Source organism: Lacticaseibacillus styriensis (genome assembly GCF_030770295.1).
Lineage (GTDB): Bacteria > Bacillota > Bacilli > Lactobacillales > Lactobacillaceae > Lacticaseibacillus > Lacticaseibacillus casei.
Map to the genome: position 1 here is coordinate 2923007 of NZ_CP132483.1, position 17526 is coordinate 2940532.

Sequence of the window (17526 nt, forward strand, 5' to 3'; positions counted from 1 at the left end):
TCATGTCACAGATCGTATTAGCACGTGTTGATGATCGCTTAATTCACGGCCAGGTCATGACTGCTTGGTTGCAGTATACGGAGGGTAATCACATTGTCATTATCGATGATGCCACAGCAAAGGATGATTTTCTAAAAAGCATTATGTCCATGTCAGTACCTCAAGGAATCAAGTTAGATGTCTTAAGCGTTGCCGAAGGGCCAGATTTCCTAAAGGGGGAACACGGTAACGATAAGCTACTTTTACTAGCAAAAACTCCCAAAGCTTTCCTTGATTTGGTAAATGCAGGCGTCAAAATTGACAAAGTTGTTATTGGCGGTATGGGTGCAAATCCTCAAAGAAAAAAGTTTTTTAAAAATATTTCCGCTTCAGACGACGAAAAAGCTATTATGCAAAAGCTAATTGATGCAGGCATTGACGTCAAAATTCAAATTGTACCCAGCGATGGAGCAACTGATGTTAAAAACTTGTTGAAGTAAAAATGGAGGAATAGAGATATGACAATTCATCTCTGGCAAGCATTCCTGATTGGGGTTGTTTACTACCTTGGTCAGATGGGGACGCCTTGGGTTTCCCTAGCAGGCACTCACACTATCATGCGTCCCTTGGTAAACGGAGCTTTAGTTGGCTTGATTCTGGGCGATCCGGTTAAAGGAACAATCTACGGTGCCGCTATTCAGCTGCCTTTTCTAGCTTGGATTGGTGCCGGTGGTGCTGTCCCTATGGATACGGCATTAGCTGGTACGTTGGGTACCGCCCTTGGCATGGCATCCAACGTTTCCCCATCAGTCGCAATTACACTAGCCGTACCCATCAGCCTTGTTGGGACCATGATATGGGTTCTTCATATGACGGTGGATATTACTTTTGTTCACATGGCAGACAAGGCAGCAGAAGAAGGAAATTTGAAACGAATTGATTTCTTGCATGTATGGCCGCCCCAGATAACTATGTTTCTTTTTTCCGTCATTCCCGCTATGCTGGCAGCATATTTCGGTGCAGGACCGGTCAAGCAGGTTATTGGTGGATTAGCTGGTACACCATTGCATGTATTAACAGTTATCGGTGGTATTTTACCTGCTCTAGGGATCGCGATGAACTTGCATGCAATGAGCAGCAAAGGAACTATTGTGTTCTTTCTTCTGGGATTCATGGTTGCCGTTTACTCAAAACTCGCAATTTTGCCAATCGCTATCTTTGCAGCAATCATAGCCTATATTTACACCCAGTTATTCCTGAAACGAGGTGAACAAGCATGAGTGAAGAAGACAAAAAAGAACAACTCGAAGAAAAAGAACTCCCCTCGGAAAAAAAGCCTAATGCAAAAAGATTAAGCAAGCGTGACGTGGTTAAGGCTTTTTGGCGGTGGACATTCTTCTCACACGCCAATTACAACTACGAACGTTTACAAGCTACTGGGGTGATTCATGCCCTTTCACCTATCTTTAAGAAATTATACGGCGATGATGAAGCAGAAATGAAAGCCGCTTTATTACGACACATGCAATTCTTCAACACCGAACCACACTTTGGCGGCTCCATTCTTGGCGTTACCATTGCGATGGAAGAGCAAAAAGCTAATGGTGCACCGATTACTGATGAAACCATCAACGGACTGAAAACTGGTTTGATGGGCCCTTTGGCTGGGATAGGTGATACTCTATGGCAAGGTACTTTAATTCCAATTTTGCTGTCATTTACTATTAGTTTTGCGGCAAAAGGAAATATTTTAATGGGACCTGTTCTTTTTGCTGTTTTGCACTTAGCGATTATCTGGTCCATCGGGTATCTTGCTTGGATGCAAGGCTATAACTTAGGTAAAGAAGGAATAGCGAAGATCTTACAGGGATCATTATTACCGACAGTGATGACTTATGCGCAAACATTAGGACCCATTGTCATTGGTGCACTGTCAGCAACCTTCGTTAAGATCTCCACTCCGGCGAAATTGCACTTGGGTAAAACCGTTATGAAGGTTCAAACCGGGATACTTGATAAACTGGTTCTCGGTTTACTCCCTATGGCTGTCACCCTACTCACCTACTATCTTTTGCGAAAAAAGTTCAAACCCACTACGGTATTATTAATACTTGTCGGAATCGGTGTCGTTGGCGGTTTATTCTGGATTATTTAGGATTAACCAGAATTATTCGGGGGAAAAGAAAATGTCAATTGAAATTGCGCCTTCAATATTAAGTGCTAACTTTTCAAATTTAATGCAGGATATCAATAAAGTTAAAGATTCTGGCATTCATATGCTTCATGTTGACGTAATGGACGGTCACTTTGTTCCCAACATTACTTTCGGTTCAAAGATGATTGCAGATCTCCACAAATCAACATCATTAAAGCTTGATTGCCATTTGATGATTGACAATCCCGATAAGTTTGCACCAGAATTTGCAAAGGCTGGTGGCGACGTCATCATGGTGCATTTAGAAGCATCAGTGCATATATATCGTGTTCTTCAGGAAATTAAGAATTTTGGAGCAAAAGCCGGACTGGTTTTGAATCCAGGAACACCGGTTGACGCTGCAAGGGAAGTGTTGCCACTTGTGGACCAAGTACTAATTATGACTGTTAACCCCGGATTCGGCGGGCAAAAGTTTATTCCTCAAATGGTCAATAAGGTTCAAGAATTGGCTGAGTTACGAGATAATTTAGGTTTGAAATTTAACATTGAAGTAGATGGGGGTATTAACGATATAACCATTAAGGATTGTGCGGCAGCCGGTGCTAATATTTTCGTTGCTGGTTCCTACGTCTTTGACGCTAGTGATCCAATATCACAAGTCAATAAATTGTTAGCAGCCGTCGGTCAGTAAACAGTGGCTTGGGATAACAAAAACTTATCAAGGGACTTTGCCGTATGACGTACATGGAGGTGATTTTGTTATTTTTGACACATCAATGGTCATTCCATCGTTGATAAATGGTCGTGATCTCAACTATGCATTGCGCGTGCCCTCAAAGGTTATTTTACTATCTGGGGTTTCGATTGGAAATTTGAGAGAATTTGTCCATGCTATCCATGAAAATCAAAAACAGGCAGTGGCGCATATCGATATCTTAGGCGGCTTTAAATCGGATGATATCGGCATGCATTTGCTGAAAAACTTGTATAAATTAGATGGTATTTTAAGTGCTAATGTTCGAGCACTTAGTCAAGGAAAACATTGGGGAATGACAACGATCTATCGGCTTCCTTTAATTGATTCACTTTCTTTGGCAAAGGCACACGATTTTTTAAAAAATTCTGACAGTTATGATGCTGTTCAAGTTTTGCCAGCCGTTGGTGCGATTGCTGAAGTTAAACGCATTAAACAAATGGTTACACACAAGCCGTTAATCGCAAGTGGCTTGTTAGAAACTCGTAACCAAGTTAAATTAGCGTTTTCGTCAGGCTATCAACTTATTGCAACTAGCCAGAAAGATTTGTGGTAACCACGAGCATCATCAGCGGCAGAAAAAGCTGACTAACAAAGACCTGTTGATGCGATTGATGAAACCATGTACCATCGATAGTTAAAACTAAAGATCTGCATAGAGCAACGTAAGGAGACGCTCAAGAATTCCTGTTTCAGGAGTTTTTGGGCGTTTTTGTAATGAAAGGATAAGGAAAACGATTATGAGCAAATTTAGGAGAATGAATCAAATATTCGCAGCAGATGGCAGAGCAGTTGTTGCTGCGTTAGATGGCTTTGCTTTTTCAATGACCACATCAGGTATTGACGACACGAGTTTACAAATTGACCAATTAGTTGATGCCGGTTTAGATACTGCCTTAGTCACGTACGGTCAAGCTAAGACTTATGAACATGAACTGTCTAAGGTAACAACTGTACTTCGTGTGGATGCAAATACTGAAATTTACGATTCATCAGTGCCTAACACACAACTCTTTTTCGATATTAAAGATGCGCTTAAACTCGGCGCATCAGGAGTCGTCTGTATGACATTTCCTGGTGCCTCAAAAAGAGAAGCTGATTCTAATCACATGCTGACCAAACTGGCGCATCAGTCAGCAAAGTGGAAAGTGCCAGTCATTGCAGAAGCTTTGCCGTTTGGCTATCCAGTTACTTCCCCAAAGTCAAATGATCCACATTATATTGCAACTGCCGTTCGACTGAGCGCAGAACTTGGTGCTGACATTATTAAGACACGATTTACAGGTACTGAAGAAGATGCCCTGATCACAGGAAGTACCAGTCAGCCTGTTCTAGCTTTAGGCGGTCCAAAGACTGACACACTAACTTACTTCAAGTTTGTCCAACATTGTATTGAGATCGGTGCCCGAGGTGTAGCTGTCGGTCGAAATATCACTCAGAGTCAGAGCCCAGTTGGAATAGTAGCTGGCTTGAATGCAATAGTTCATAACAATGCTGATGCAAACACGGCTTTCGAGATATTTAAAAACTACGAAAAAAAGAACAAAAAGGAAGGCTAAAATTATGGCAACTATGAATGCAGCAATTTTCAACGATATTGAACAGTTAGATGTTGAAAGAATCAATAAACCTAATATCAAAGAAGACGAGGTCCTCGTAGAGATTAAGGCGTGTGCCCTTTGTACGTGGGAACAACGAGTTTATACAGGTATCAACAAAGTTCACTTTCCATTTATTGGCGGTCATGAAGAAGCAGGAATTATCATTGATGTTGGGAAAAAAGTTGACACCGATTTATGGCAAATCGGAAACCGGGTTGTTGTTGGCCTGCTGACTTCTTGCGGCTACTGCGATAATTGCCGGACAGGCCACGAAGGAAGTTGCACCCAGTTCTCTTACGAAAATCATGTTGGCGGTTTAAACATTCGCGGTATGGGCGGGCTCGCAGAGTACTTAGCCGTTCCGGTGACTAAACTCTTTAAAATTGGTGATCAATTAACCTACGAAGAAGCGGCACTTGCCGAGCCGTTGTCTTGTGTCGTTCATAGCGTAGATACGGCAAAGGTTGAATTGGGTAATGATGTCGTGGTCATTGGTGCAGGCATTATGGGCGTATTCCATGCGATGCTTGCACGAGAGCGTGGTGCGCGTGTTATTGTCAGTGAACCTGATGGAAATCGGCAAAAATTTTTGAAACAGCTTGGGTTTCACGAAATAATCAATCCTAAACATCTGGACCCAGTTAACGCAATTAATACATTAACAAACGGAAAAGGTGCAGACGTTATATTCGACACCCTGCCTATTTCGCCAGTTGCCGAACAGGCCGTATCAATGGCTGCTATTGATGGGCGAGTTATTCTATACAGCTCTTTTCATCCAGACACGCCAATTTCTATTAGTCCTCACACCCTTCATCGGCGAATGACAAAGTTAATGGGCAGCGCAAACTCAGATTCTGTCGATTTTCTTAAAGCTATGAAGTTGCTAAATAACGGAAGTGTTGATGTAAAGCCATTGATCGCGGGTACCGTGCCTTTGTCCGAAATCGATAAAGGTATGCAATGGGCGCTTAAGCCAGAAACTTATCGTGTCATTGTTGAGTTAAACCGACATGATGACAAATAGATACATTTCGAAGAGACAACCAAAAAACCATAGTGATATGAAATACCCCGCAATCGTAGTCAATGCTCAACTGCGATCGCGGAGTATTTTTCAGCTTTAATACAAGTTTTTCACCGATTCAATCGCATATCTCAAATGCTTCGGATCGTTGAATAAGAATCTAACTTCCAGCCTTTTTCCAAAAATTTTTTAAGCGGACAACGAACGCAGAGCTTAAAGTTTTACGGCATGGCTCTTTGACTTAGCATTATTCTGCCCGTAATATGCATTTTTCCCGTGCTTACGATAATAGTGCTTATCCAGCAGATACTGAGGAACATGAACATCCGCATGTGTTAACGTCAGGGCATGATAATCGATATCGGCAACTACCTCGAGAACTTTTGCGTTGTAAACTGCTTTTTCTGGTGTTGCGCCCCAACTAAACGGGCCGTGCTGACTAACAATGACTGCAGGAACGGCGTTATGATCAATTCCCCTGTCCTTGAAAGTCTTAACAATTACCTTGCCTGTGTTTTCTTCGTAAGCTTCCTCAATCTCTTGTTTAGTTAATGCTTCAGAGACTGGAACATCACCATAGAAAGTGTCGGCAGCCGTCGTATTTAGATTCGGCACATCCATATGAGCTGAGGCAAATGCAACTGCCCAAGGTGAATGGGTATGAACAATGCCGCCAATGTCTGGAAATTCGTTATACAATACCGTGTGGGTTGGCGTATCACTAGAAGGGTTTAAATCACCTTCCACTACTTCCCCTTGAAGGTTAACCACCACCATATCGTCTGGCGTAAGATCTTCGTAGGCAACACCCGATGGTTTAATAACGAATAGGCCTTTTTCTCGGTCAATTCCAGATACATTTCCCCAGGTAAAAGTAACCAAACCTAATTTAGGTAGCTGCATATTGGCATCGTAAACCTGTTTCTTTAAAGATTCTAACATTTTAAAATCTCTTCCTTCCTAGTAGTGGCGCTTCCAGCATCAGCGATTTTGTTAATCGATATCTTGATTGATCTTTACGACTACCTTGTTAAATTCAATTTCTTTGTTGTACATTTTCTTCAAGGTATCTCCGAGCTGATCTAGACTAATCTCATGTGAAATCATTGATTTAAAGTTCAGCCGGCCTTTGCTCATGGCATCAATGACGATATCCCATGCCCGACCAGGATATGGCATGGTGTATGACATCCATGATCCGTGAATATTCAAGCCGCCGCGCAAAACATATTGTTCAAAGACATCTTTAGGAATCGGCAAATCATCTCCTGAGATACCGATATAGACAACGTTGCCGTCTCGCCGCGTAATTTCCAAGGCTTCAATTTCAGTGAATCGGCTACCTGCACAGTCAACGGCAACGTCTACCCCATGTTTGGTAATCTTTTTAACTTCTGAAATGACGTCCTGCGTCTTTCCGTTGATCGTATAATCCGCACCAAGCTTTTTCGCCAATTCAAGTTTGTCGTCAAATACATCAACAGCAATGACGTTGCTTGCGCCATAAAGTTTTGCATTCTGAATCGCAAACTGGCCGATTGATCCGGCACCAAGAATTGCCACAGTATCTCCAGCTTGAATGTGCCCGCGAGCTAATCCATATCCACTAACCGTAGCCGGTTCAATGCCAGCTGCTGTCTTTAAATCAACTGAGTCAGGCAGATGCAAAACATGACCTTTGGGCACTTTAACGTATTCTGCGAATCCGCCATTGCTACCTGTCCCTATCAAGTTGTAGTGTTCGCTGAACCCATACAATCCCATTTTGGTGTAAATCGAATCCGGATTAGGCAGCAACGGCGCAATGGCAACATGATCGCCTTCCTTAAAACCTTCGATGTTGGCGCCCATTTTTTCCACTGTACCGCTAAATTCATGCCCCATAATCAACGGATACAGTCTAGCTCCATTTTCTTTTTGGCTTCTGGGTAGATCTGAACCGCAAACGCCTGAATAAGCAACTTTAATCAGAAAATCGTCATCAGAAATTTCCGGAACCGGGACATCTTTGTACTCGACGTTACCAGCACTAATCAACACAGCAGCTTTCATTGTATTAACCATGAGAATATTGCCCACCTTTTTTAAATCTTTCGTCCGCGTTAACAACTTGTTCTAATCTTTCCAAACATCAATCATCGGTTGCCGCAGTGGCATTCTTAGCAGCAGCCCGTTCCAAATAAGCACGGAATTTCTCTTTGTTCTTTTGGAACGCTGCCCATAAAACGAAGTAAAGAATGATAGTCAACCCTATCCAAAAAATGTTTTGGCTTAAAAAGGCATAGAAGATTAAGCCAAAGAACGGCTTGCCAAGAATGTTAAAGCTTGTGACCATCAATGCAGCTGTTGGAATAGCAACGCCAATTCCTGAACTTGCAATGTGTGTGAATAAAGGAGCAGTTGCGGTACACATATAAAGCCCTAAGCTGAACCAGATGACGGCATTGATCATTGTTTTGACCATGTTACCGTTCGACAACGCGATCAGACCTTCAATCCAATATGGGATCGCAAGCAAATCAATAACCGGTAAGACTTTATTACCTGGTAACAAGATAGCCAGAACAACCATGATAGGAATCAGTAAAATTCCTGTAATCAGAGTGGCTGTTTCACCAAAACCAACCGCATCATTGACACCCAAGAACCATAGACGAGGCTTTTTACCTTCAGGTTGATTTGCCGCTTTGCCTTTATTGCTTTTACGAATCGAGCGACTGGCAGCTTGGGAAAGAGGTGCAAAAGCTTGAGCAAAAATACCGGCAATTTTAGGGAAGATAGCCATAATTGCACTTGTAGCAATCGCCACTTGCGTAATTTGTCCCCAAGATGCTAATTCGCCGAGATGTTTAAAGTTCCCCAGGATACCTAGCAGAAATCCTAAGAAAAATCCCAACGAAATCGGTTCTCCTAAGAATCCCAACTTTTCTTGAAGGTACTCAGGACTTAATTTGATTTTGTTGATGTGCAATTTGTTCCAGATAGGATCCATTAAAATGCCAAAAATTGCCGGTTCCAAATTATGCAAGGCAATGATGGTCGTTCTAGGATAGCCATAGTACGTTGACCATCGTTGAGCGATGGAGTCTGAAAGAAGAAGACTGTACATATTTAAGAGGCACATCAAGAGTAGCGAAAGCCACATGTTTTTTGTGACGTAATAACACATCGAACCCCAAACCATGTAGGAGTAGTTATTCCATAAATCCGAAGGCTGAAAGACATCTGTCCAACGAACTAAGAACAAAACTGTTTGCAGAATAAATGCCACAACCAGAAAGATCATACCTGCTTGGGTGGAGTAAGCCACAAGCGATGCCCCTTGCCAACCAATATCGAAAACAGGCAAGTTAACACCTGTGTCACTAACCATCTTTTTAATGACTTTACTAATGATCGGTGTATATGAATTCAATAATAGAGTGAATCCAGTCAACCCAACACCGGCATATAAAGCCGAGAGAAAAGCTTTTTGGGTCTTAACTTTTAGTATTAAGGCGATGAAGAATAAGATAATCGGAACAAAGACGTTTGCTCCAAAAGTGTCAAAGACGAGCTTTACTGTCGTTAGCATTTCGGCATCTCCTCGTATATTGATGATTTTGTATAAGAACTAACAAAGAGCTCTAAGCTTTCGCACTAATTCCAGCAACGGTCTTTTTAAGTTCTTCCCAAAATTCGTCCTCACCAATGCCAGTCAACAAGCCTGTCCCATTTATAACCGGAACTCCATAGTTAGCTTTAGGGAGTGGGCTTGTATATACTACTAAATCAAATTTGCCACTATCAATTAACTGTTTGGCTTCTGTTGGCCGAGCTTCTGTTGCCTTGACTGTGTAACCGTCATCGCTTAGTTCATCTTGGATTTCACCAGCGACCATAGATGACGTTACAGTTCCCGAACCGCAAACTGCCAATAAATTAATACGTTTGCTCATAAATTCCATCCTCCTAAGATTTGCTGCTTTGCTCCTTAACGGTATTTGGCTTCAATAACTTATAAATCCCTGATGCTGTATCTTCTGACATAATTTTTTCCATCAAATCTTGATCTTGGAAAAGGCGCATCAATTCGCGCAAGATTGTGACTTGTCCTTTAGGATCGCTAACGGCGATCATAAACATCATGCTGACCGGTAATTCTTGTTCCGGATCAATCATGCTGTGGACTTTAACTGGTTCTCTTAAAGTGGCAACCGCTACAGCTGTTTTCTTGACATATTCAGCTTCCGTGTGCGGAATACCAATATTCATGTTTGCCAATACCAATCCTGTCGGAAAATTCTTTTCCCGAGCAAGCACTTGATCGGGATATTCAGAAGTGACATAACCTTCCTTTAAGAGATTTTGTGACATTTTACGAACCGCATCTTCATAACTTTTGGCGTCTAGCTTTGGGTAGATAAACGCCTCTTCAAATTTTAAGGCCATCTGGCTTTCTCCTTTCACACACCCTGAAAATCGCTTATAGCTTTGTTTGTTACCTGAAATCTGTCCCCGTCAGAAACAAGAAGGAAACGCTTTCAACGTCATCAATGTATCACCTTTGCTTTTTGTTTGCAACAACATTGCATTAAATTTTTTAGCAAAGAATTTTAAGGCATATAGTGTTTATTGAGATTGCAAATTTCTTAACAAGGTTCATAAAAACTAATGCATCGTTAACTCCCCTTTATTTATAGGCATTCCTTCTTAAGTATAGATGCACTTCAAGTTCTTAATCCTAAACTTCGCTCATTATTTATCTTGGCAAAAAGTCTGCTTCGAATTTTTTACGGATTTTTTGTGCTCATCTTGCCCTTTTAGCGAATTAACAATTGCAATCGGTTACATTTAGATATACTATACGGTTTGTAGACAACAATATGCGAACATTTTGCAAAGGAGATTGCCAATTATGGACCAAACAATTGAAAAAACCACCGACTATTCGTCGAAAGACTATCTGGCTGAAGTCGATAAGTATTGGCGGGCGGCTAACTATCTGTCGGTCGGTCAGCTTTACTTGAAAGACAACCCGCTGTTAAAGCGGCCATTGCAGGCGTCAGATGTTAAAGTGCACCCAATCGGCCACTGGGGAACGATTTCGGGTCAAAACTTTATTTACGCCCATTTGAATCGGGTCATTAACAAGTACAATCTGAACATGTTTTACATTGAAGGTCCGGGTCATGGCGGCCAAGTGATGGTCTCTAACTCCTATTTGGATGGCAGTTATTCTGAACTGTATCCAAAGATTGAACAGAACGCGCAGGGCTTACAACGGCTCTTCAAACAGTTTTCATTCCCTGGCGGCGTTGCGTCACATGCCGATCCAAAGACACCGGGCTCCATTCACGAAGGCGGCGAGCTGGGTTACTCTATCCTTCATGGAGCCGGCGCGGTGCTGGACAATCCAGGCTTGATTGCGGCGGTTGTCGTAGGTGATGGCGAGTCGGAAACTGGTCCGTTGGCAACCTCTTGGCAAGTCAATAAGTTTCTCAATCCAGTAACCGATGGAACGGTGCTGCCGATCTTGAACCTGAATGGTTTCAAGATTGCCAACCCAACCGTTTTGTCGCGTGAATCCCATGAAGAGTTGGAAGATTACTTCAAAGGCTTGGGTTGGGATCCGCATTTTGTCGAAGGCAAAGATCCGGCCAAGATGCATGTGCTTATGGCAGCCGAAATGGACAAGATCATCGAAGAGATCCAGGCGATTCGGAAGAACGCTAAGGACAACGATGATGAAAGTCGTCCGGCGTGGCCAATGCTGGTCTTCCGCGCCCCTAAAGGCTGGACCGGTCCGAAAGAATGGGACGGCGAACCGATCGAAGGTTCCTTCCGTGCGCATCAGATCCCTATTCCGGTGGACCAAGGCGATATGCAACATGCCGATCAACTCGTCGACTGGTTGAAGTCCTACCACCCGGAAGAACTGTTTAATGACGATGGCACCCTGAAAGCTGACATTAAGGCGATTATTCCTAAGGGTGACAAACGTATGGCGATGAATCCGGTGACGAATGGTGGTCAGCTGGCCAAGCATCTGGAGAAGCCAAACCCATCTGATTACGCCTTGGATAACAAGGATCATGGCGCCATCGAAGGTCAAGACATGATGGTGCTCGGCGCCTACATTCGTGACCTGATCAAGCTCAATGATAAGAACAAGAATTTCCGCGGCTTTGGACCGGATGAAACCTTGTCCAATCGGTTGAATAAAGTCTTTGAAGCCACGAAACGGCAATGGATGGAACCAACCGACCCGCCATATGATGCCCTGTTGGCGTCACATGGCCGAATCATTGATTCAATGCTTTCCGAACACATGGACGAAGGTATGTTAGAGGCTTATACCCTGACCGGCCGTTATGGCTTCTTTGCCAGCTACGAATCCTTCCTGCGCGTGGTTGATTCCATGCTCACCCAGCACTTCAAGTGGTTACGCAATGCCCATGAAGAAGCTGACTGGCGTGCTGATGTGCCATCTTTGAACGTCATCGCTTCTTCCACGGCGTTCCAGCAGGATCACAACGGTTACTCCCATCAGGATCCTGGCGTCATCAACCACTTGGCGGAAAAGAAGACCAAGTACATCCGTGCTTATTTGCCTGCCGATGCCAACACATTGGTGCGGGTCTTCGACAAGGCCGTTGACTCCAAGCAACTGATTAACCTGATCGTTTCCAGCAAGCATCCGCGTCCGCAGTGGTTTACGGACACCGAAGCCAAGGATCTGGTTGAAAAAGGCCTCGGCATCATCGATTGGGCCAGCACCGACCAAGGCGCTGAGCCGGATCTGGTCATTGCGGCAGCCGGTTCGGAACCAACACTGGAAAGTCTGGCCGCCATCTCCATCCTGCACAAGGCCTTGCTGGATCTCAAGATTCGCTTCATCAATGTCGTTGATCTGCTTAAGCTGAAGAAAGACGATCCGCGTGGTTTGTCCGATGACGAATTCGATATGTACTTCACCAAAGACAAACCAGTCATCTTCGCTTATCACGGCTATGATGACCTGATCAAGGATATCTTCTTTGATCGCCATAACCACAACCTGCATGTTCACGGATATCGTGAAGAAGGCGACATCACGACCCCATTTGATATGCGGGTAAGGAACGACTTGGATCGCTTCCACTTAGTCAAGGAAGCTGTCCTGGATGTGCCGGACTTCACGGAAAAAGGCGCTCATCTGATGCAGGAAATGGATGATCTCCTGCAGAAGCACCACGACTTCATTCGTGAAGCCGGGACCGATCTGCCGGAAGTCGAAGAATGGCAATGGGAACCGTTGAAGTAAGTTTCTTCCTCCTTGGGAAATAGTTTAAAAAGCTCCTCTGCAAGCATCTTCCAATGTTCAAAATCGGAATGCTGCTACAGAGGAGCTTTTTTGTCGAAGCAAATTTTCAAAGCTCAATGTTCAAACTACAAGGTTTTTCACGCCTATATGCTGAACTAGATCCTTATTGATGCCAGAGTCGGAGATGATAAAATCAACGTCATCTAACTTAAACATGCTGACTAATGAGCTAGCGCCAAATTTACTATGATCCGCCAAAACAATGCTTGTTCGGCAATGCTGTTTCATTGCTTTGGCCGTTTGGGATTCTTCCAAGTAGCGGTTCGTAATACCTGAGACTTCATCGATCCCTCCACAGCCAAAGAAGCCAACGTCAGCATAAATCGACTCAATTGCTTGCAAGGCAATTGGCCCTGATACCGATCCTTCATCTCCACGGACGACACCGCCAAGCAAAACAATTTGGATACCTTTCATAACAAGCAAAGTCTGCGCTACAAAGGTGGAACTAGTAATGATTGATAAATCATGGCGAGGTTCCTGCTTAAGGGCTTCAGCTAATTCATATGAACTGGTTCCAGAGTCCAAGAAAATCGTGGCGCCATCTTTTATATACGACAGAGCTCGTTGTGCCATTTCACGTTTTGCATCTTGATTGACCGCTTTCCGCTGATCAAATCGTGATGTCGGATCATCATCGACTGCCTCTGCTCCGCCTCTGATCGCGCTAACGAGCCCCTTCTCCGCCAAGTTATAAATATCTTTGCGAATGGTTTCCCGTGAGACCGCCATCTTCTTGCTCAACGCTGAAATTCTCACATTTTTATTTTGATTAACGGCGTCTAGGATATAACGCCTGCGTTCATCGATTTTCATACGATTACCTCCGAAGTCCCTCTTTAAAATAATTAACGACCAGTTTGCAAACCAATTATATCTTTTTTGCAAACAATTTGCCAATGATAGAAAAGCTAAATCCTTGCAATTTCAAAAAATGAATGCCATAATTGTTTCGATGTAAGGGCTTTCTACACTATGATAAAAGGGGTAAGCACTATGAGCAAGCGAATTAATCTGTTATCTGTCTGCGGTTCTGGTACAGTGACATCATCGATGATAGCCGGTGAGATCACGGATAACTTAAAAAGTGATGGCTATCATGTCAACGCCACCGAAGCAAGACCGACAGAGGCAAAGCAATTAGTCGATAGTGGTCATTATGACTTGATCGTTTTTACTAGCCCATTGCCAAAAGCGGACTATGGGATTCCTGTGATTAACGGAACTGGATTACTAACTGGTATTGGCGAAGATGAATTCTGGGACGAACTCAAATCAACACTTGCCAAACTTGAAACGGATAAAACAAACAAAGTCTGATTTCTTTTAAATTCAAAAAAGTACTGTCCTCACCGTAATAAATGAGGTCAGTACTTTTTCATTGGCCAAACTTCTAAATCAAACCTTCTGTCCCAACCACCCAACCTCCTGCCCTTGCCCCCACCCAAAGAAACCGCTTTAATTTAACCAAGGAAGTGATTTCATTGACGACGGAAAAGCAGAAGTTCCTTGCTGGGCAGCCTTATCGTATTTTTGATGAGGAGTTGGCGGCGGATGAGGAACGGGCACGGGCGTTGTGTCGGGAGATTAATCGCTGTACGACGGATGATGCGCATAAGATTGGCTTGATTCGGCAGTTGTTTGGCAGTGTTGGTAAGAATGTTTATGTTCAGCCTGATTTTCATTGCGATTTTGGGTACAACATTCATGTGGGGGATAACTTTATTTGCAATTACAACAATGTGATGCTGGATATTGCGCCGATTACGATTGGCGATGATTGTATGTTTGGGCCGTTGGTGCAGCTTTATTCGGCGTCGCATCCCCTTGATCCGGAGAGGCGGCGGGAACGCATCGGTGAAGGTGCTCCGATTACAATCGGTAACAATGTCTGGATTGGCGGTGGCGCTGTGGTGTTGCCTGGGGCTTCGATTGGCGATAATACGGTGATTGGCGCTAATGCCACGGTCACGCACAGTTTTGGTGCGAATTTGGTGGTGGCCGGTAATCCTGCGCGGGTCATTAAGCGGATTCCACAGAAGGATGGCTCATCATCCGCCTCGTGATTCATTCATTGTTTGACAGCGGGTTAACTATTGGGTGCTAGCAGTTTTGCTGGCACTTTTTTTGACTGCCATTTCCCAACTGTCTTCATAGATGAGCTTCCGCGTCGTGGACATTAGCCATTCCGGCGTTTCTTGAATAATGCATGCAGAGGCTTACCTGCATGACCGTGATCCAAGCCAACTTTTTAACGTCTATTCCTCGTAGTGCTTGCTTAATCGGGTCCGCTGGCGGAAGAATTGCCCGGTTGTTTTGACTTGCTGATTGACTTCACGATAAACCCGCTGATGTTGATCGCCTGCATAAAGCGCTGGCGTGATGGTGGCAACATTGAGGCGCCCATTTTGAAGCGCGTCTTCTTGTACCAATCGGCGGCTAATGTGGCCGATGAAGTTGATGTAGCCGTGATAAGGAACGCTTTTTTCGACATCAATGAAGAGTGTGCTTAAGGCATCCGTTAGAATCGGCAGATCAGTTTGGTGATCAATTTGGTGTGGCAGCTGCCCACTGTTTATTTTTTCGCGGCGATGTAGGTAGCCGGCATATTCGATTTGATCTAAGTGAGCGCTTGTCATGTAATTGATCGTGCAGTGGCGGGTTCTTTGCAATTGCTTGGCAACATTTTCGTCGTTGGCCACGCTGAAGGTGAACATGTCGCCTAAGGAATATGATGAACTGCAGGTGGTTACATTGTAGTGGCAACGGTCATCTTGATAACCAATGATGAAGATTGGATAAGCGTAGTAGAGTTTCTTAGTCGTGTAGGGTACCAGCATTGCCAACATTCCTTCCTTGACCAGTTAGTGGTATAACCATAACAAAAGTAATAATCGAGGTGGATCGAAATATGGCATGTTCTGAAGATCGAATTGTCGCGGCCCCGAACGTGACGGATTTGGCGGCGATGCTTGCTGATAACACCCGTTCCGCTATCATTGATGTCTTAATGGACGGCAAAGCCTATACCTTATCTGAGATCACGCAGCGGCTGACTGTGACGCCGCAAACCGTGAGCTATCATTTACATAGAATGTGGGCGATTGGCGTTGTCAATCAGATCAAAAGCGGTCGGCATCATTACTATCGCTTGGCTTCCAGTGAGTTAGCGGCCACTTTTGAATCCTTAAGTACAGTGGCTCCCACGAAAATCGAACATCGCTTGAGTCAGCGGAAAAGTGCAACCGCAATGACTTATTGTCGTTCCTGTTATGACCATTTAGCCGGCAAAGTCGCGGTCAGCTTACTGTATGCGTTGGAAGAGCGGCATTTTGTAATAGCGCATTCGGACCATCGTCTTGAAGTATTGTCGGCGGGTAAGGATTTTCTGAAAGCGGAACTGGCCATTGATCCCGATAGCATCGATCGTACCAGACGCCAAAACACCGTTGCCTGCCTCGACTGGAGCGAGCGCGACTTTCATTTGGGCGGTGCGTGGGGACATGCACTTTTCAAAGGGCTGTTAGCCAACGCCTATGTGCAGCAAACGCCAAATTCGCGCATTGTCACCGTATCAGCAGACGGTCGCCAGTGGTTTGCCAGTAAGCTGGCACTTCAGCTGCATGGGTGATTCCTTGAAGGACAAAATCCAAAACAGCAGCGCAACTTATTGTCATTTGGAAGTTGCGCTGCTGTTGGTTTTTTATTTGATTCTTTGGCGATGCTAAGACTTAGAGTGGATGCCCGTGCGTTGCAGCAACGGCACCACTGCGCCGATCAAGTTTGCCTCGTTGCGGTATTTAGCTGCTTCGATCACCGGCATCTGGATGGTGCGCGCAGCAAGCGGCGTCACGTCGCGGTACGCCGCCACGCTTGATTGAATAGCGGCGATAACGCTTGGTTGGGCACTAATGCCGCCGCCGATGACGACTTTTTCCAGATCCAATACGGTTTGCATGTTGTATATCATGGCTGCCACCCCGCGGGTGAAGATTTCGAGGATGGCTGCGGCAGGCGTGTTGGGTTTGAGCGCTTGGAAGACGCGCGGGCCAAGTGGTGCGCGGTGGATGTTGAGGGCAGCGGCCATGGCGTTGACGGTTTTGACCGCGGAAAGTCCGGCTGCAGTCTGGTCGCGGGTGATCGGGCGCAAGCCGTTGGTGACCATGAAGCTAGGCTCGCCGCCGACTTGATGACTTCCGGTGTAGAGCTGGCCGTTGATGAATAGCGATGCGCCAACGCCGGTGCCTAAGACGACCATGGCGCTGTTGGTAGTGCCGGCGAGTTGCCCGCGCCAGAATTCGGCTAGTGCTGCTGCGTTGCCATCATTTTCGAGGACGACGGGCACCGTTATTTTGGCAGCATCAGCGAGACGCGTGGTTAGTGCGACATTCTCCAAAAAAGGTAAGGCAGCGCAGGCTTTGACGATGCCTCGTTGCGGATCCACAACGCCGGGTAATGCCAGGCCGATGCCGGCAATCTGGGTTTGATAGCGTTGAATAAGCTGATTGATGGCTGCCGTGAACTCTGTTAGGTTGCTGTGGACGGTTGCTTGTTTGCCTTGTTCGGACAAATCGCCTTGGTCAGAGACTAACGCATATTTGGTCATGGTGCCGCCAACGTCAATGGCTAAGTACTGCTTCATGTGGCTGTTTCCTCTTTTTCCAA

At 44.8% G+C, this 17526-nt stretch carries 19 protein-coding genes; 11 read left to right on the forward strand and 8 right to left on the reverse strand.

Features of this window, described 5'->3' with window-relative positions:
• Positions 1-2: 2 nt before the first annotated feature.
• The 7 genes from LACSTY_RS13695 (at position 3) to LACSTY_RS13725 (ending at position 5516) form a co-directional block, all read left to right on the forward strand.
• On the forward strand, positions 3-479 hold the full coding sequence (locus tag LACSTY_RS13695; RefSeq protein ID WP_087913054.1) for a PTS sugar transporter subunit IIB: 477 nt from the start codon (positions 3-5) through the stop codon (positions 477-479).
• Between the two features lie 18 nt (positions 480-497).
• Positions 498-1259 (forward strand): PTS sugar transporter subunit IIC, encoded by a 762-nt coding sequence (locus tag LACSTY_RS13700; RefSeq protein ID WP_049172841.1) that lies wholly within the window; start codon positions 498-500, stop codon positions 1257-1259.
• Positions 1256-2134 carry a PTS system mannose/fructose/sorbose family transporter subunit IID gene (locus LACSTY_RS13705; protein WP_049172842.1) on the forward strand — a complete coding sequence of 293 codons (879 nt, stop codon included), beginning with the start codon at positions 1256-1258 and terminating at the stop codon, positions 2132-2134. The genes LACSTY_RS13700 and LACSTY_RS13705 overlap by 4 nt, the downstream gene beginning before the upstream one ends.
• A 31-nt stretch (positions 2135-2165) precedes the next feature.
• On the forward strand, positions 2166-2825 hold the full coding sequence (gene rpe, locus LACSTY_RS13710) for a ribulose-phosphate 3-epimerase (protein ID WP_087913053.1): 660 nt from the start codon (positions 2166-2168) through the stop codon (positions 2823-2825).
• Positions 2826-2862: 37 nt separating this feature from the next.
• Positions 2863-3444, forward strand: coding sequence for a glycerol-3-phosphate responsive antiterminator (locus LACSTY_RS13715; RefSeq protein WP_151466865.1), 582 nt, complete (start codon positions 2863-2865; stop codon positions 3442-3444).
• Between the two features lie 184 nt (positions 3445-3628).
• Positions 3629-4447 (forward strand): class I fructose-bisphosphate aldolase, encoded by an 819-nt coding sequence (locus LACSTY_RS13720; RefSeq protein WP_087913051.1) that lies wholly within the window; start codon positions 3629-3631, stop codon positions 4445-4447.
• 4 nt (positions 4448-4451) lie between these two features.
• A complete protein-coding gene (locus LACSTY_RS13725; protein WP_087913050.1) occupies positions 4452-5516 on the forward strand; it encodes a zinc-dependent alcohol dehydrogenase in 1065 nt (354 codons plus the stop codon).
• A 213-nt stretch (positions 5517-5729) separates the two neighbouring features.
• Here the strand turns inward: LACSTY_RS13725 and LACSTY_RS13730 are convergent, their stop codons facing one another.
• The 5 genes from LACSTY_RS13730 to LACSTY_RS13750 all read right to left on the reverse strand — a co-directional run bounded on the left by LACSTY_RS13730 (position 5730) and on the right by LACSTY_RS13750 (position 9947).
• Positions 5730-6458 (reverse strand): L-ribulose-5-phosphate 4-epimerase, encoded by a 729-nt coding sequence (locus LACSTY_RS13730; protein ID WP_049172851.1) that lies wholly within the window; start codon positions 6456-6458, stop codon positions 5730-5732.
• A gap of 51 nt (positions 6459-6509) precedes the next feature.
• Complete coding sequence (locus tag LACSTY_RS13735) at positions 6510-7580, reverse strand: galactitol-1-phosphate 5-dehydrogenase (protein WP_087913308.1); 1071 nt, start codon at positions 7578-7580, stop codon at positions 6510-6512.
• A 67-nt stretch (positions 7581-7647) separates the two neighbouring features.
• Positions 7648-9090, reverse strand: coding sequence for a PTS galactitol transporter subunit IIC (locus LACSTY_RS13740; RefSeq protein ID WP_087913049.1), 1443 nt, complete (start codon positions 9088-9090; stop codon positions 7648-7650).
• Between the two features lie 52 nt (positions 9091-9142).
• Positions 9143-9454, reverse strand: coding sequence for a PTS sugar transporter subunit IIB (locus LACSTY_RS13745; RefSeq protein ID WP_087913048.1), 312 nt, complete (start codon positions 9452-9454; stop codon positions 9143-9145).
• Between the two features lie 13 nt (positions 9455-9467).
• On the reverse strand, positions 9468-9947 hold the full coding sequence (locus tag LACSTY_RS13750) for a PTS sugar transporter subunit IIA (protein ID WP_087913047.1): 480 nt from the start codon (positions 9945-9947) through the stop codon (positions 9468-9470).
• A 466-nt stretch (positions 9948-10413) separates the two neighbouring features.
• Between LACSTY_RS13750 and LACSTY_RS13755 the strand changes: the two genes are divergently transcribed.
• Positions 10414-12801, forward strand: coding sequence for a phosphoketolase family protein (locus LACSTY_RS13755; RefSeq protein WP_087913046.1), 2388 nt, complete (start codon positions 10414-10416; stop codon positions 12799-12801).
• Between the two features lie 120 nt (positions 12802-12921).
• Here LACSTY_RS13755 and LACSTY_RS13760 read toward each other — a convergent pair whose 3' ends face one another.
• Positions 12922-13677, reverse strand: a complete 756-nt coding sequence (locus LACSTY_RS13760; RefSeq protein ID WP_049170800.1) for a DeoR/GlpR family DNA-binding transcription regulator — start codon at positions 13675-13677, stop codon at positions 12922-12924.
• Between the two features lie 180 nt (positions 13678-13857).
• Here LACSTY_RS13760 and LACSTY_RS13765 point away from each other — a divergent pair, with 180 nt between their 5' ends.
• Positions 13858-14181 carry a PTS sugar transporter subunit IIB gene (locus LACSTY_RS13765; RefSeq protein ID WP_047106919.1) on the forward strand — a complete coding sequence of 108 codons (324 nt, stop codon included), beginning with the start codon at positions 13858-13860 and terminating at the stop codon, positions 14179-14181.
• Positions 14182-14345: 164 nt separating this feature from the next.
• Positions 14346-14927: a sugar O-acetyltransferase gene (locus LACSTY_RS13770; RefSeq protein ID WP_087913059.1), complete on the forward strand. Its 582-nt coding sequence runs from the start codon at positions 14346-14348 to the stop codon at positions 14925-14927.
• Positions 14928-15119: 192 nt separating this feature from the next.
• On the opposite strand, the gene LACSTY_RS13775 is transcribed toward LACSTY_RS13770, so the two are convergent.
• Positions 15120-15710, reverse strand: a complete 591-nt coding sequence (locus LACSTY_RS13775) for a flavin reductase (protein WP_087913060.1) — start codon at positions 15708-15710, stop codon at positions 15120-15122.
• A gap of 62 nt (positions 15711-15772) precedes the next feature.
• Between LACSTY_RS13775 and LACSTY_RS13780 the strand changes: the two genes are divergently transcribed.
• Entirely contained in the window at positions 15773-16492 is a 720-nt protein-coding gene (locus LACSTY_RS13780) for an ArsR/SmtB family transcription factor (protein WP_087913061.1), read from the forward strand.
• A gap of 93 nt (positions 16493-16585) precedes the next feature.
• Here LACSTY_RS13780 and LACSTY_RS13785 read toward each other — a convergent pair whose 3' ends face one another.
• Complete coding sequence (locus tag LACSTY_RS13785; RefSeq protein WP_087913062.1) at positions 16586-17503, reverse strand: ROK family protein; 918 nt, start codon at positions 17501-17503, stop codon at positions 16586-16588.
• Positions 17504-17526 lie beyond the last annotated feature (23 nt).

Coding starts and splice junctions, on each gene's coding strand:
- LACSTY_RS13735 (WP_087913308.1), bottom strand. CDS start 7,580: ATGGTTAATACAATGAAAGCTGCTGTGTTGATTAGTGCTGGTAACGTC.
- LACSTY_RS13740 (WP_087913049.1), bottom strand. CDS start 9,090: ATGCTAACGACAGTAAAGCTCGTCTTTGACACTTTTGGAGCAAACGTC.
- rpe (WP_087913053.1), top strand. CDS start 2,166: ATGTCAATTGAAATTGCGCCTTCAATATTAAGTGCTAACTTTTCAAAT.
- LACSTY_RS13780 (WP_087913061.1), top strand. CDS start 15,773: ATGGCATGTTCTGAAGATCGAATTGTCGCGGCCCCGAACGTGACGGAT.
- LACSTY_RS13760 (WP_049170800.1), bottom strand. CDS start 13,677: ATGAAAATCGATGAACGCAGGCGTTATATCCTAGACGCCGTTAATCAA.
- LACSTY_RS13745 (WP_087913048.1), bottom strand. CDS start 9,454: ATGAGCAAACGTATTAATTTATTGGCAGTTTGCGGTTCGGGAACTGTA.
- LACSTY_RS13705 (WP_049172842.1), top strand. CDS start 1,256: ATGAGTGAAGAAGACAAAAAAGAACAACTCGAAGAAAAAGAACTCCCC.
- LACSTY_RS13720 (WP_087913051.1), top strand. CDS start 3,629: ATGAGCAAATTTAGGAGAATGAATCAAATATTCGCAGCAGATGGCAGA.
- LACSTY_RS13700 (WP_049172841.1), top strand. CDS start 498: ATGACAATTCATCTCTGGCAAGCATTCCTGATTGGGGTTGTTTACTAC.
- LACSTY_RS13775 (WP_087913060.1), bottom strand. CDS start 15,710: ATGTTGGCAATGCTGGTACCCTACACGACTAAGAAACTCTACTACGCT.
- LACSTY_RS13725 (WP_087913050.1), top strand. CDS start 4,452: ATGGCAACTATGAATGCAGCAATTTTCAACGATATTGAACAGTTAGAT.
- LACSTY_RS13750 (WP_087913047.1), bottom strand. CDS start 9,947: ATGGCCTTAAAATTTGAAGAGGCGTTTATCTACCCAAAGCTAGACGCC.
- LACSTY_RS13785 (WP_087913062.1), bottom strand. CDS start 17,503: ATGAAGCAGTACTTAGCCATTGACGTTGGCGGCACCATGACCAAATAT.
- LACSTY_RS13765 (WP_047106919.1), top strand. CDS start 13,858: ATGAGCAAGCGAATTAATCTGTTATCTGTCTGCGGTTCTGGTACAGTG.
- LACSTY_RS13755 (WP_087913046.1), top strand. CDS start 10,414: ATGGACCAAACAATTGAAAAAACCACCGACTATTCGTCGAAAGACTAT.
- LACSTY_RS13695 (WP_087913054.1), top strand. CDS start 3: ATGTCACAGATCGTATTAGCACGTGTTGATGATCGCTTAATTCACGGC.
- LACSTY_RS13730 (WP_049172851.1), bottom strand. CDS start 6,458: ATGTTAGAATCTTTAAAGAAACAGGTTTACGATGCCAATATGCAGCTA.